Raw genomic sequence first — 14,871 nt, 5'->3', positions numbered from 1 at the left:
AAAAAACCTTCCTTTTTGTTATATTTGAACTAAGCCATCCTGGTATTTAATACATGAAATGTGTGGAAAATTAAGCTTTAAAGCATCTAAATATTAAATGCAGCAACAACAAAATATTTTAATTGAAAAACTGGACGAGTTTGTACGCAAGTATTACAAAAATCAATTATTAAAAGGCCTCATTTATTCCGGTGGGATATTACTTTCGGCTTTTTTAACCGTTGTATTGTTAGAATATTTTGGTGAATTTAATTCGGTTACCCGCGCTATTTTATTTTTTGGTTTCCTCAGCGCTGTAGTATTGGTGCTTATCAAATACATTACCATTCCTTTATTAAAACTGAATAAAATAGGCAATATTATTTCGTATGATCAGGCGGCCGACATTATTGGTTCACACTTTAACAGCGTTCAGGATAAATTGCTTAATGTATTGCAACTTCAAAATAATCAGCTTTTAAACGGATCTGACGATTTGCTACTCGCCGGAATCAATCAAAAAATTAAAGAACTAGAGCCCGTTCCTTTTTCTACAGCTATAGATTTATCCGAAAATAAAAAATATTTAAAATATATAATTCCGCTTTTATTATTCTCCTCTGCACTTTTTATTTTATGGCCACAAGTGATCGCCAAAAGCACAGCTCGTTTGGTTAATTATTCCACTTATTACGAAAAAGAAATGCCTTTTGAAATAAATCTTTTAAATGATAAACTGGAAGCGCTTCAAACTAAAGATTTCACCCTTAATGTAGAAGTAAAAGGAAATCAGTTACCGGCCGAATTATATATCAATATCAAAGGAATTGAATATAAATTGGAGAAAGAAAGTAAAAGCAATTTTTATTTTACTTTTAAAAATCCTCAGGATAACACGCCTTTTCATTTAAATGCCGCCGGCTTCGATTCTAAAGAATATGAACTCAAAGTTTTACCAAAACCTACCTTATTACAATTTAATCTCCAGCTTATTTATCCGGCTTACTTGCAAAAAAATAACGAGCGCTTAACAAATAGCGGTGATTTACAAATTCCACAAGGCACAAAAGTAGTATGGACTTTCAACACCAAAAACACCGATGATTTGTATTTACGTATTGCCGATAGCGTATACAGCACCACGCACAGTTCTATGGATTTGTTTACTTACGGTAAACGATTTATGGAAAGCAGTTCGTATAGCATAAAAGCCGTAAATCAAAAAGTAAAAAGTTTTATAGATTCGGTAAACTACAGCATTCGTGTAATGCCCGATCAATATCCCATTATTGAAGTAAGTGAGAAAAAAGATTCGTTGGAAACCGGTAATGTTTATTTCAGCGGTCAGGTAAAAGATGATTATGGATTTACTCGCTTGAATTTTCATTATAAAAAATACAGCACCGATTCCAGTGGTAAAACCTCAGAACTTTCCGGATCAAATCCTATTAATATCGACAGTAAACAAATTACGCAACCCTACTATTACTTTTTAGATGCTAATCGTTTTGAATTGGGCCCCGGCGACAAAATAGAATATTATTTTGAGGTGTACGACAATGATGGAGTAAACGGTGCTAAATCCGCCAAAACACAGTTAATGGTTTTTAAAGCCCCAACCAAAGATGAAATAAACGAAGCTACCTCTAAAAATAATAACGCAATAAAAGAAGATTTAGAAGAAAGCATTAAAAAAGCCAAGCAATTACAAAAAGATGTAAATGAAATGGCCAAAAAAATGAATGAGAAAAAACAATTGGGCTATGAGGAGAAAAAGAAAATTGAGGAACTTATTAAAAAACAAAACGAGTTAAGAAATAAAGTGGATGAAGTAAAACAACAAAACCAATTAAACAATCAGCAACAAAATCAGTTTTCACAAACCGATGAAAATATTTTAGAGAAACAGAAACAGCTAGAGCAATTGTTTGAAAATGTAATGACTCCGGAAATGAAAAAACTTTTTGATGAGTTAAATAAGTTGATGGAAAAAATGGATAGAAATGAAATTCAACAAAAATTGGATGAACTCAAATTAACCAATGAAGATATTGAAAAAGAACTCGACAGAAATTTGGAAGCCTTTAAACAATTGGAAGTGCAACAAAAAATGCAAAATGCTATTGATAAACTCGACGAGTTAAAAAACAAAGAAAATGAACTAGCTAAAGAAACTGAACAAGCCGCTCAGGATAAAAAAGAAAACAAAAACGAAGAAAAGTCAAAAGAGTTAGAAAAGAAACAAGATGCCATAAATAAAGAATTTGATAAATTAAAAGAAGAATTAAAAGATATAGAGAAGAAAAACAGTGAATTGGAGGAACCCATGTCGCTTCCCAAAAATGATACTAAAAAAGAAGAAATCAGTAAAGACTTAGAAAAGAGTTCGGAATCATTGAAGAAAAATAAAAAAGAAAATGCATCGAAGTCGCAAAAGGAGGCAGGCGAAAAAATGAATGAGATGAAGGAAGACATGGAAAAATCCATGGAAGAAGAAGAGAGTCAGCAACAGGAAGAAAACGCTGAAGCCCTGCGTCAAATTCTTGAAAACTTATTAAACCTGTCTTATGCTCAAGAAGAATTAGTAAAAGAATTACCTAAAACCCGAATTGATAATCCATTGTACGTTAAAATTCCACAAGTACAAAACAAACTGAAAGACGACAGTAAAATAATTGAAGATAGTTTATTGGCCTTAAGTAAAAGAGCCCCGCAAATTAGTGCCATTGTAAACCGCGAAATTAATGCCATTAACTTAAACATGGATAAAACCGTAAAATCATTAGCGGAAAGAAATACCAGTGAAGCTACCATACGGATGCAATCAACCATGACTTCCGTTAATAATCTCGCACTTCTTTTAAACGAATCGCTCGAACAAATGAAAGAGCAAATGAAACAACAACAAAAAATGCAGGGTATGCCCGGCAAAGGTAAATGCAAAAAGCCGGGTAGCGGGTCGGGTAAAAAACCTTCCGATAAACCCGGCATGCCTAACATGCGTCAATTACAAGAACAATTAAATCAGCAATTAGAACAACTTAAAAAAGCCCTTGAAAACGGTAAAAAGCCGGGGGATAAACCGGGGGATAAAAAAGGACCTAAACCCGGAGAAGGTGGGCTTGGAAAAAACGGACAACCCAGTATGATACCCGGAAGCAGCGAACAGTTGGCTAAAATGGCCGCGCAACAAGAAGCCATACGCCGACAAATTGCAGAAATGATGAGTAAATTAAAAGATAAGGGGGGAAATCCGGGAGGAGAAATGATGGAAATGATGGAACAAACCGAAAAAGACATTGTAAATCGCCAGATTAGCAATGAAACCATGAAGCGCCAACAACAAATTTTAACCAAACTGCTTGAAAGTGAGAAAGCTGAGCGGGAAAGGGAACAGGATGAACAACGCAAAAGTAATGAGGCAAAAAATGAAAATTTAAGCAACCCTGCGCAGTTTTTAGAGTATAAAAGATTGAAAGAAAAAGAACTGGAGTTGCTGAATACCGTACCTCCGGGTTTAACCCCTTATTATAAGGAAAAAGTAAATAATTATTTCAATAACGTAAATGGTGCCGGCCAAAGGTGAAAATATAAAAATAAGTTCTAGTCCTGAAAATCTGCGACTGGTAGAACGCTTAATTGATGATGTTTGCCAGGTTTATAAAGTAAATGAAGATAGTTACGGTAATATTTTAATTGCGGTAACCGAAGCGGTAAACAACGCCATGTTTCATGGCAATAAAAATGATCCGCAAAAACAAGTACATATTGGTTTCGAAAGCAACGATAAGCAACTTACCTTTAAAATAAAAGATGAAGGTCCGGGTTTTGATTACACCAACCTCCCCGACCCTACCGATCCGGCTAACCTCGAAAAAATAAATGGCAGAGGCGTTTTTTTAATGAAAAATCTGGCCGATAAAATTGAATTTCAAAACAACGGCAACGAAGTTTACCTGCATTTTCAGAATTAAACTTCCTCACTTTATTCTTTTTCGGCCAACACAAAATTCCTTAAAATTATAGGCATCTATTCAAATTACAAGTATCTTTAATGTACTAATATGAAAAGAACCGCGCTATACTTTTTACTTTTTTGTTTCTCTTTTCAGATTAGCCTTGCGCAAACCCGTTCAGGTAATGAATATGCTTTAGCCATGCAGTATTACGAACAGCGGGAATATGAAAAGGCCAACATTTACTTTGAAGACTTATTCGAAAAAAATCAGCACGGTATTTTTCCTTATTATTATCAGAGTTTGTTTGCATTAAAAGATTTTTCTAAAGCCGAAAAAATCACCAAAAAATTTCTGAAAGCCAATCCATACAACGTGTATTTATACGTTTACCTTGCCCGCATTTATAAAGCCGAAGAAAATCCCAAAAAAGAAAAAGAAGCTTACGAGAAAGCAATCAAAGAAGTTCCATCCATTCAACAATACGCGCAAATGTTAGCCAATGCATTTGCCGAAGATGGTTTATATGATTATTCATTGAATGTATATGATAAGGTAAAAACCAAAGATTATCCTTACTTCTATGAAAAAGCGGAAGTGTATAAACAAAAAGGAGATTTAGTGAGTATGATTAATCAATATCTGGATGCGCTTGAATTCAGAGAAACTGAAATATTGATGGTGCAAACTCATTTACAAAACTCCTTAGGTTATGATGATGATGAAGGTGGAATGAAAAACCCAATACTAAAGCAAGAACTTCAAAAACGATTACAAAAAAATCCGGATAAACTAATTTTAGCTGAACTCTTGGTGTTTATTTTAAAACAACAGAAAGATTTTGACGGCGCATTTGTACAACTAAAAGCATTAGATAAAAAACAAAATGAAGAAGGAAGTCGCATTTACGATTTAGCTCGAATTTGCACGGCCAATGAAGCCTGGGATGCAGCCTATCGTTGTTATGAATACATCATTCAAAAAGGTCCCAATAATTTATTTTATGACGGAGCTCGCGTTGATATTTTACATGTGGAATACAAGGCCCTCACCGCTATTGCCCAACCTAAAAAAGAAGATTTATTGGCCTTAGAAAATAAGCTCATTAAAGCGCAGGAAATTTATGAGAAAACGCACCTCAATGCCTTTATTGTAAAAACACTCGCCAACCTGCAAGCCTATTATTTAAATAAAGCCGACCAAGCCATTGAAATTTTGGAGACCTTAATTACACAACCCGGATTGGAAGCAGTGGCTAAAGCAGAATATAAAATGTTACAAGCCGATATTTATGTAATCATTGGGCAAATTTGGGATGCTTCGTTATTGTATTCTCAAGTTGAAAAAGATTTTAAATACGAGGCCATTGGGCAAGAGTGTAAATTCAGAAATGCGAAGTTGAGTTTTTATGCCGGAGATTTTGAATGGGCTAAAAAACAAGCCGATATCTTAAAAGGAGCAACCAGCAAATTAATTGCCAATGATGCCTTGGATTTAAGTTTAATTATTACCGATGCCATTGGTGTAGATACCAATGCTGTGCCTTTACAGATTTTTGCTTTATCCGAATTAATGGTACTGCAACATAATTTTGATGCCGCCTTGTTAGCATTAGATAGCATTAATAAAACATTTAGCACGCACACTTTAGGTGATGATATTTATTTTAAAAAAGCGCAGATCTTTAAATCAATAGGTAAATACACGGAGGCGGAAAGCATGTATAAAAATATTTTAGAATACTTTCCGAATGAACTGTATGGGGATGACGCTCAATTTAAATTGGCCGAATTGTATGAAAGAAATTTGCTCGATCAAGAAAAAGCCAAACTGGCTTATCAGGATGTGCTCACCAAATACCCCGGCAGTATTTATGTAGTTGAATCTCGTAAGAGATATAGAGATTTAAGGGGTGATGCGATAAAGAATTAAAGTAAAACTTAATTATCTTTTTACCCCGCCGCATTTTTCTGTATTTCCCACTATCATTTGTTTTGTCAAAACTTCATTCTTAAATTGCAATATGTTTTTTAAAAGATATATTTTTCCATTATTTCTAATGGCTCCTTTTTTAATTTCTTACGGCCAGGAAATTGATTCACTTAAAAATATATTGAAAACAACGACTAACGATTCAATCAAAATGGAAGCCTTAGGTTCTTTGGCTGAATTGGCTAATGATGAGGAATGGCCTGCATATAACAAACAAGCAAAATCCTTTGCACTAAAAAAATTAAAAGAATTAAATACTAAAAATTTTAACTTTTACACTAAATGCCTAGCCGATGCGCTTGGAAATGAAGGTTATTTACACGGTCTCAACGGCCAATTAAATGAAGCGCTTGAGTCATACAATCAAAGTTTGCTATTACGTATTCAAATAAATAATAAGGATGGAATATCCAATTCTTATAACAACATGGGGGCGATATTTGAAGAACAAGGAAATATATCCAAAGCCTTAGAATATTATTTAAGTGCTTTAAAAATTAGAGAAGAATTAGGGCTTAAGAAAAATATTGCCATATCTCTGATTAACATAGGTGTACTTTACAGTGATCAAGGGGATAAAGATAAAGCATTAGAATATTATTTGCGTAGTTTAAAAATTCAAGAAGAAATTGGTGATTTGGCTTATCCAGCAACCTCTTTAAACAATATTGGCGTAATTTATGCCGACAGAAAAGAAAACAAGAAAGCATTGGAGTGCCATAATCGTAGTTTAAGTATTCGTAAAAAGTTAGGGGATAAAAGACAAATGAGTTATACCCTCAATAATATAGGCATGATATATTTGGATTCGGGAGAAAAAGACATAATTGATACGGTGCTATTTACACTACCCGAAAAAAGAGAAAAAGCTTTGGCTTGTTTTAAAGAATCACTACATATTAGTAAAGAGTTGGATGATAAAAACGGAATAATTGTAGCCATGAACAATATTTGTTATTACTATTTCTGTACAAAAAGTTATCATAAATCGACAGAAAATGGAGAACTAGCTTATGAGATATGCAAGAATAGTGGTTTTTTTAAATACATTAAAAGTATTTCTTTCAATTTGTATCGTTCCTATAAAGAATTGGGAAAAACAGCTCAGGCCCTAAAATTTCATGAAATTTATGTTTATACAAGAGATAGTATTCAAAATTTAGATTTCAGAAAATCAAACTTTAAAGCCCAGGTAAAATACGAATTCCAAAAAAAAGCAGCTGCTGATAGTTTAATCATTGTAGAAGAAAAAAAGGTTGCTGAAGCAAAATTAGAAAATGAAAAAACACAAAAGTATGCTTTGTTCGGGGGTATTGGCCTTATTGGTGTATTTGCCTTATTTATGGTTAATCGCTTTAACGTAATTAAAAAACAAAAACGCATAATCGAATTAAAAGAAAAGGAGACTCAAATTCAGAAAAATAAAATAGAAGAAAAACAATTGGAAATAATACAAAGCATTCAATACGCCAAACGAATTCAAAATTCATTTCTACCAACCAATCATTACATTAATAAAAATTTGACTAAGATGATAAATAAATAGTGATGGCTTATTAAAGATTAATTTATCTCCGCATTCAAAGCTTTTAATAAAGCCTCTGCTTTTAATAAACATTCTTTATATTCTTGCTCCGGGTCGCTCAGGTACGTTATGGCACTGCCTACCGCAATAGACAAACGATTTGTTTTTTGATTATAAAAAATACTTCGGATAATTACACACAATTCAAAATCCCCATTTTCTTCTATCAAACCCATTGCCCCGGAATAATACCTTCTTGCAAATTTTTCATAGTGTTCAATAAAATTCATAGCGCTTATTTTAGGAGCTCCTGTCATACTGGCCATCGGAAATGTGGCCTTGATAATGGTATCAAAATCAGCATTTTCTTTTAAGGTACACTGCACCGTGCTTACCATTTGATGCACGGTTTCAAAACTTTCTATATTATATAATTTATTTACGTTTACACTTCCCCGTTTTGCAATTACCGATAAATCATTCCGGGCCACATCCACGGCCATTACATTCTCGGTCCTTTCTTTTTTGTTCTCAAATAATTCTTTTTTTAATTGTTCGTCTTCTTCCGGCGTTCTCCCCCTTCGTATGGTTCCCTTTATGGGTTTTGTAAAAAGTTGGAGTCCTTCTTTTTTTAAAAACAATTCCGGACTAGCGCAAATAATAAATTCGTCTTCTATTTTTACTAAGGAAACATAAGGAGCCTTGCTAATTTCGCAGAGTTTTAGAAATACAGATTCCGGGTCAATTTCCACCCCTTCGGCATAAAATTCCAAGCAATAATTTAATTCATAAATATTCCCTAAAGCAATTTCAAGCATTAATTTTTTAACATTTGTAAGATATTCCTCTTTAGAAATAATAGGTTTTAATTTTATTTTTAGCTCACCTTTATGTTGGACTTTTGGATGGTAAACTGTTGAATTATTTATCTTAAAAAACTGGGGAATTGTAGTTTCCCTAAGGGGATGCTGATATTTAATCAGACAATAAGAGAGTTCACCCAATGAAAATTGTTTAACAGAAGAGCTTAATTCCATTTTAATAAACTTTCCTCCTTCTTGCTTATTTTGATTAATTAAAAAATTCACTTCGTATTTTTAGATTTTTTAGATGCTAATCTGCCTACAATTCTAACTAAAATTATCAACTTATTCACGCGAATTTTGTAACTTTAATAGTCCAAATCACATGAATTTTATTAAGATTAAAATATTTTTTATCCTTTTATACTGTTTGTGTATTAATACCATTTTGGCACAAACGAGTGTTAGCGAAATTGGCATGCAACCTAAAATTGCGAACTACACTTCTTTTAGCCCCAGTCCGTCTCCTATCATAAGCAGTGAATTAGACCTGAAAACTCAAGAAGCATTTAAATCACATCCTGAATATGGCATTAATCCCTATAACACCCAATGCAGTGATTGTATTGAATTAATTGATCGCCGAACGGACAGTAGCCGATATTTTATTAAAAACGGAAGCAATGGCTCCAACTTTTTTGTTCAAAAAGGTTTTGCTCCACTTCATTTCAAGAATACTAATAATCAATTAATTTCTATTGATGCTCGACTAAAACCTCATCCGTTCACAGCCAATAAATATTATGCTCCTAATCAGCAAATGCCCACATCTTATAATTCCATAAATGGTAATACTTCAATTCTATTAAGTCAATTTGAATTGATATTTAACAAAAACAATAAAGTTTATCATGTAATTAATAATAGTGAAAATATTATTTTTGGTAATGGAAACTTAGCCTCAACTACTATTGGTGAAGACGGGGCAAAAACTACCGGTATTTGGCAGGGAATAGATAGAACTATATTGTTTGACAGAGGAAGTGTAAAAACAAATTACATTTTAAACGCTTCGCCAAATTTGCCGAATTCTTTAGGTTGGCTTGCCTTTGAAGATGAAATTACATTACCTATAGGATATAAGATATTTAAAGATACTTTAGAGGGGGGTGTTTATACCCCTGAAGGTTATTGGAATGGAGAATTAATTATTATAAATATGTCTAACGGTCTTGAAGTTGGTAGAATTGGGAACCCCTTAGTATATGACAGTAATGAACAAAAAGCCTCATCCCATTTAACTGCTTATAGAATAAAATATTCGGGCAACACTTATTTTTTGCAAGTGATGGTTAAGGCGAGTTGGCTTATGGACATTAACACTTCATATCCGGTAACCGTTGATCCATTGATATCCGGAACAAATACTTGGTCCGCCGGAAATATCGGATTTAAAAACTATAATCCAGGGAATGGTTTTGCGGGAATTCATCCACATGGTGTTTAGGAGGGACTTTAAATGTAACCTTTCCGGGAGGTGGGCAAATTACTAATGTATTGTGGTCAATGGTATATATTGCCACATTAGAAATCCAATGCAAAGTGCGGGCTTTAGAATGGTTGGTCCATGTGGAGAAAACCCCACAAACACCAATAGCTGGTGGAGTTGCAACACAATTGCATCCGGAACTTGTAACACAACTAATTTGTCGGTTCCTAACTTGGCAACATGTTATCTTCCTTCCTGCAACCCAACTGTCGTTCCATTCCAGGTAAAAATATTAATTGTGCTCAAAATGATGGAGTCTGCGGAACTACAAGATATTATACATTAAATAATTCTTGGATAGTTACCGTGCAAGGATTAACCGTAGAACAACCACCTGTTCCAAATTCGTCTTCCGGAACAACATTTTGCTCAGGTTTTTGCACAGTATTATCTGCAACTGGAAATTATGGTGTACCAGCTTACTCATATGTATGGAATCCGGGCGCAATCGCTGGTAATTCTATAAATGTATGCCCGCCTCCAAACACAACAACTAATTACACTTGTACAATTACAGATCAATGTGGAAACACTGCAACAAACGTCGTTGCTATAACTACACAATCTGCCACACTCCCCTTACCCGCTATTAACGTTCAAATGAATCCTCCGAGTGGTTCTCCTTGTCCGGTAACCGTTACTGCTTGCTCGGATGTTGGAAATAATTACGGTGGTGGGCCAGAAAATTATCAATGGACTTTTCCAGGTGGTGTTGTTACAGGCGGAGGTGCATTATCCGGTTCTGCAAACGGTTCTACATACGGAGGTGCAGGATCTGCAACGTTTTGCGCCGGAGGAGCATCATACACTATCGTTTACAATAGTCCCGGAACATATAATTTAGGCGTAGACATGGTTAAAGGTTCTGATTGCGCGGCTAACACAACACCCATAACTGTAAACTGTTTTATTTTACCCATAGAACTTTTTGGAATTTAATGCGCACTATAACGGGACAAATGTGGAATTGAATTGGGCCACGAGTTCCGAAATAAACAGCGATTATTTTAAATTGAAAGAAGTGTTGATGGCTTTAATTTTACATCTATTGAAAATAAAAGCGGCAGGTAATTCAAATACATTAAAAAATATTCGCCCTGGATTTAAATCCGGGAGATTACGGACAAGTTTACTATAAATTAAAATTATATGACATTGGGCACTCAGATGCTAAATTCACGCAAACTAAAATGGTAAACATTGTGAAAGGATTAAGCACTAAATTAAAAGTACAACCTAACCCCGCGCAACACAATTTAGAATTATTTGTGCCAAAATCTTTTTCTAGTAATCAATTGTTTATACAAGTATTTGATCAAAACGGAAAACGTGTATTCAATAAATTAGAAGAGAATTCTATTCCCGGTGCAGCTTTAAAATTAACTTGAACAATTTCCTAATGGAAGATATATTGTTCGGGTGGTAGATGAATTCGGCAAGTCTACTGAAAACAGTTTTATTAAAAATTAATATTCAAGCTTCTTCTTTTTTGAAATTGAATCATAATACAAAAGTAAAGTATTCTGAATTAAAATATTGCTATGATTAATAGCAAAACAATTTATTGTCAGTTCGAGTAGCGAAATGAAATGAAGTGTATCGAGAACTGCTTCGAAGAATCACTTCTCGATACGTCCCGCTAAATGGGGGACTACTCGAAGTGAAAATATGGTTCAATAAACTAGAAGATTTGAAAATTAGTATTTTACCCCCACTTTACTGCGAGTAAGATTAGTGGGTAGTGCACAGGCGTTCTAAAAAATTCTTCCAATCAAAAACTTTCGTTTTCTTGAGTTTAAAACTTAAACATATCGGCAATTAATCCGGGAACAACCCCAATTGCAATAATAACGATAGAGGCTATCACAATCACAAAGGAGTTAGAAGGTTTAATTTCAATGGACTCTTCCGTTTCCTGATTTTTAAAATACATGGCAATAATTACTTTTAAATAATAATAAGCGCCAACTGCGGAAGTTAAAACCGCTAAAATCAATAACCACTTATATCCTGTTCCAATCATGGCTGAAAATACAAAAGTACTTGCAAAGAAACCGGAAGTGATTGGTATACCTGCCAACGAAAGCATGGCCACACTCATACAAAGTGCCAATGCCGATTTCTTTTGCTAAACCGTTAAATGCAGAGATATCTTCATTGCCGTTGCGCGTAACGTTATACAAAATACCGAAAGCCGCAATGGATCCAATTGAATAAGCAAATGAGTAATATAAAATAGCATCAATCGATAAATTGCTTTTACATTGGCTAAAATAACCATCAACATAAATGCAGCATGACTAATACTTGAGTAAGCCAACATACGCTTTACGTTATTTTTGCATGGCTGCGCTAAAATTGGCGATAATTAAAGATAAAGCCACAACAGAAGCAAGTGTTCCGGTCCATATAGGACTTACTCCCGCAAATCCTATCATAAACAAACGAAGAAATGCGGCAAAGGCTGCGGTTTTTACTACAGTACTCATCAACGCGGTTATTAACGTTGGAGAACCTTGATAAACATCCGGGGCCCAGAAATGAAATGGAGCGGCAGAAACTTTAAAACACATGGCCACCAACATTAACATCACACCTACATAAAAAACATGGGCATATCACCTGAATGATTAGCAATATACTGCTGAATGGCGCTCATGTCAAAAGTGCCGGTAGCGCCATAAATTAAAGCTATACCAAACAATAAAATCCACTGGCGAAAGAACCCATGATTAAATATTTAAATCCGGCTTCATTGCTATATAAACTATTTTTTTGCGCTGGATGCTAAAACGTACATAGGAATACTCATGATTTCTATTCCTAAAAATAAAGTAGTCATGTTTTTAAACGACGTCAACATCAACGCTCCCGTTAAGGCAAACAAAACAAGTGCCACGTGATCAACAATTGTATTTTCGTTGGAGAAATAATCATTGGCCAGAATAAACCATAAAAATGCTGTTGCTAAAATAATTCCGGAAAAAGCCAGTGCAATTTTATCAAACCTATCATGTTATCAAAATAAGAAATACTGCAAGGCTGATTCCATTCCATAAAATTGAATGCATATGCGCTACAATACCCAATAACACAAGTGGTAATAAAGTTTTTAAAGCGGAATATTTCTGCCAGCATGGCAACAATCCCTAGTCCGCTTATGATTAACATTCCTTTTCATGTGTATTTATTTTATAAGTTTTTAAAGGTTACATGGAATGCCGCATAAAATTTATTCATTATCGGTGCGTATAATGTTAAATTTTATGCTTCATTTCATAATATTATAATCTCACTTTTTAATTTCAAATTTATTTTAATGATAACATAATCATTTTAATTCCTTCTTCGGCCAAAATCGTTTAAAGGTTTAGGATAAACTCCAAAAACAATAATCACAATACAAATTATACTTAATACAATTTTATCAGTGGATGCTAGAGATCCGAATGCAATATGTGAATCTTTCTTTTCTCCCAGCATAATGCCCTGATAACTTCTGAGCATATAAACTGCGCCTAATATTACACTCAATCCTGCAAACGCGGCCATTGTGGCACTAAACTGATACACGCCATTTATTAATAAAAATTCACCAACAAATCCATTCGTTAACGGTAAAGCTACAGCACCCAATAAAACAATTAAAAATAGCACTGAGAAGTTTCCATTCATACTACGAATACCTCCTAATTTATCAATTTCGCGGGACCGGTATGTCGCAATAATATATCCGCTATTAAAAACAAGCCAACCATTTACGCCGTGTGCTAACATTTGAATTACCGCGCCTTGTAAGCCTTGTTGGTTAAGTGATAATATTCGGCGGAAATTAATCCCACGTGAGCAATAGAAGAATAAGCAATTAAACGTTTGAAGTCCTTTTGCACAATGGCAATACACAAGCATACACCACACCACCAACTTGAAAGCAACATGGCTGAATCCGCCCCCACTGTTCTAACCCCATTGGTACAATTGGCAATAACCATTTGATGGCTCCAAAAGTTCCCATCTTTTAACATAATACCGGACAACATGGGACTCTTGTGTAGGTGCGTTCACATAGGTATTGGAGCTTGCCGGTATGAAAAGGGAAAATTGGCATTTTAATAGCAAATGCAATAAATATTAACCAGAATACAATACCTTGTTGTTTATCCCCCAGTGATTTTCCGGCTTCATACAATTCCTGAATTGCCCACGATTTTGATCCATCAGCTCCGGTGTGATTGTAATCCGATTAGCATGAACAAGGAACCCAATAATGTATACACAAAAATTTTAAGGTGACAGCACCTCGATTCTCTCCTCCCATAATAAACAAATAAAATAAATTGGAATTAATGCAAGTTCCCAGAATACATAAAATAGAAAACCATCATTTGCAACAAAACCGCCAACCAATGCTATTTACAGGTTAATTAAAAATTCAATCCGTAAAATGAAGATTGATTTGAATATCTGTTTCTAAATGAAGAAAGAACGATTAGTGGAACTAAAAAGCAGTTAACAAAACCATCAGCAAGCTCAAATTATCTATCCTAACGGAGAAGTGAATGCCCAATGAAGCTACCTAGGCATAATTAGCAGAAAGCACGGGCAATCCGGATCACCTTTATGACAAAAATATGCAGCAATGGATAATAGAAATTTATTATAGAAAACCAAGCGCTGCATTTCTGGCTGAATTTCCTTAAAAAGAATACCAACAAAGCTGCCAGTAGTGGGAAATCCTATTAATGTAAGTGTAAGCATAATCTATTCAGAAATTAAATTAAAAAAGGTTAATAATATTATACAAACAACACTAAGCACCATGCCTACAACATAAAAACCAATGTTACCTTGTTGTAGTAATCGTATGCCGGATCCAAGTCCTCTTACCAGCTGCCCCTACGCCATTCACAATTCCATCAATCATGGCTAAATCAAAATTTATGAAACACTTCGATAATATATCCAAAGGCTTACGGATAAGCGCATCGTAAATTTCATCTACTTTATACTTATTATAAATCAGCCTTTGCCAAGGTTTAAGTTCTCCTCTTTTGAACCGGAAGTACT

At 34.4% G+C, this 14,871-nt stretch carries 14 protein-coding genes; 7 read left to right on the top strand and 7 right to left on the bottom strand.

Annotated features, from left to right (window positions below; genetic code table 11):
* Window positions 1–97 precede the first annotated feature (97 nt).
* The 4 genes from IPM51_15525 to IPM51_15510 all read left to right on the top strand — a co-directional run bounded on the left by IPM51_15525 (window position 98) and on the right by IPM51_15510 (window position 7,473).
* Complete coding sequence (locus IPM51_15525; protein ID MBK9285707.1) at window positions 98–3,565, top strand: DUF4175 domain-containing protein; 3,468 nt, start codon at window positions 98–100, stop codon at window positions 3,563–3,565.
* A complete protein-coding gene (locus IPM51_15520) occupies window positions 3,546–3,953 on the top strand; it encodes an ATP-binding protein (protein ID MBK9285706.1) in 408 nt (135 codons plus the stop codon). Before IPM51_15525 ends, IPM51_15520 begins: the two co-directional genes overlap by 20 nt.
* 90 nt (window positions 3,954–4,043) lie before the next feature.
* The gene (locus tag IPM51_15515; protein MBK9285705.1) at window positions 4,044–5,867 is read left to right on the top strand and encodes a tetratricopeptide repeat protein; all 1,824 of its coding nucleotides are present in this window, start codon (window positions 4,044–4,046) and stop codon (window positions 5,865–5,867) included.
* Window positions 5,868–5,958: 91 nt separating this feature from the next.
* Window positions 5,959–7,473: a tetratricopeptide repeat protein gene (locus IPM51_15510; GenBank protein MBK9285704.1), complete on the top strand. Its 1,515-nt coding sequence runs from the start codon at window positions 5,959–5,961 to the stop codon at window positions 7,471–7,473.
* Window positions 7,474–7,490: 17 nt separating this feature from the next.
* On the opposite strand, the gene IPM51_15505 is transcribed toward IPM51_15510, so the two are convergent.
* Window positions 7,491–8,540 carry an anthranilate synthase component I family protein gene (locus IPM51_15505; protein ID MBK9285703.1) on the bottom strand — a complete coding sequence of 350 codons (1,050 nt, stop codon included), beginning with the start codon at window positions 8,538–8,540 and terminating at the stop codon, window positions 7,491–7,493.
* A 163-nt stretch (window positions 8,541–8,703) separates the two neighbouring features.
* Between IPM51_15505 and IPM51_15500 the strand changes: the two genes are divergently transcribed.
* The 3 genes from IPM51_15500 (at window position 8,704) to IPM51_15490 (ending at window position 11,192) form a co-directional block, all read left to right on the top strand.
* On the top strand, window positions 8,704–9,762 hold the full coding sequence (locus IPM51_15500; GenBank protein MBK9285702.1) for a hypothetical protein: 1,059 nt from the start codon (window positions 8,704–8,706) through the stop codon (window positions 9,760–9,762).
* A gap of 222 nt (window positions 9,763–9,984) precedes the next feature.
* Complete coding sequence (locus IPM51_15495; protein MBK9285701.1) at window positions 9,985–10,743, top strand: hypothetical protein; 759 nt, start codon at window positions 9,985–9,987, stop codon at window positions 10,741–10,743.
* A 251-nt stretch (window positions 10,744–10,994) separates the two neighbouring features.
* The gene (locus tag IPM51_15490; protein ID MBK9285700.1) at window positions 10,995–11,192 is read left to right on the top strand and encodes a hypothetical protein; all 198 of its coding nucleotides are present in this window, start codon (window positions 10,995–10,997) and stop codon (window positions 11,190–11,192) included.
* 407 nt (window positions 11,193–11,599) lie between these two features.
* On the opposite strand, the gene IPM51_15485 is transcribed toward IPM51_15490, so the two are convergent.
* The 6 genes from IPM51_15485 to IPM51_15460 form a co-directional block, all read right to left on the bottom strand.
* Window positions 11,600–11,917, bottom strand: a complete 318-nt coding sequence (locus tag IPM51_15485; GenBank protein MBK9285699.1) for a hypothetical protein — start codon at window positions 11,915–11,917, stop codon at window positions 11,600–11,602.
* Between the two features lie 15 nt (window positions 11,918–11,932).
* Window positions 11,933–12,124 carry a hypothetical protein gene (locus tag IPM51_15480; protein MBK9285698.1) on the bottom strand — a complete coding sequence of 64 codons (192 nt, stop codon included), beginning with the start codon at window positions 12,122–12,124 and terminating at the stop codon, window positions 11,933–11,935.
* A gap of 13 nt (window positions 12,125–12,137) precedes the next feature.
* The gene (locus tag IPM51_15475; GenBank protein ID MBK9285697.1) at window positions 12,138–12,377 is read right to left on the bottom strand and encodes a hypothetical protein; all 240 of its coding nucleotides are present in this window, start codon (window positions 12,375–12,377) and stop codon (window positions 12,138–12,140) included.
* Between the two features lie 394 nt (window positions 12,378–12,771).
* Window positions 12,772–12,975, bottom strand: a complete 204-nt coding sequence (locus IPM51_15470; protein MBK9285696.1) for a hypothetical protein — start codon at window positions 12,973–12,975, stop codon at window positions 12,772–12,774.
* A 165-nt stretch (window positions 12,976–13,140) separates the two neighbouring features.
* The gene (locus IPM51_15465; protein MBK9285695.1) at window positions 13,141–13,581 is read right to left on the bottom strand and encodes a hypothetical protein; all 441 of its coding nucleotides are present in this window, start codon (window positions 13,579–13,581) and stop codon (window positions 13,141–13,143) included.
* A gap of 5 nt (window positions 13,582–13,586) precedes the next feature.
* On the bottom strand, window positions 13,587–13,844 hold the full coding sequence (locus IPM51_15460) for a hypothetical protein (GenBank protein MBK9285694.1): 258 nt from the start codon (window positions 13,842–13,844) through the stop codon (window positions 13,587–13,589).
* Window positions 13,845–14,871: the final 1,027 nt, after the last annotated feature.

This window comes from Sphingobacteriaceae bacterium (assembly GCA_016715905.1).
GTDB lineage: Bacteria > Bacteroidota > Bacteroidia > B-17B0 > Aurantibacillaceae > Aurantibacillus.
The sequence above is the reverse complement of the archived record's forward strand: the minus strand, read 5'-3'. Positions and strand labels throughout refer to the sequence as shown.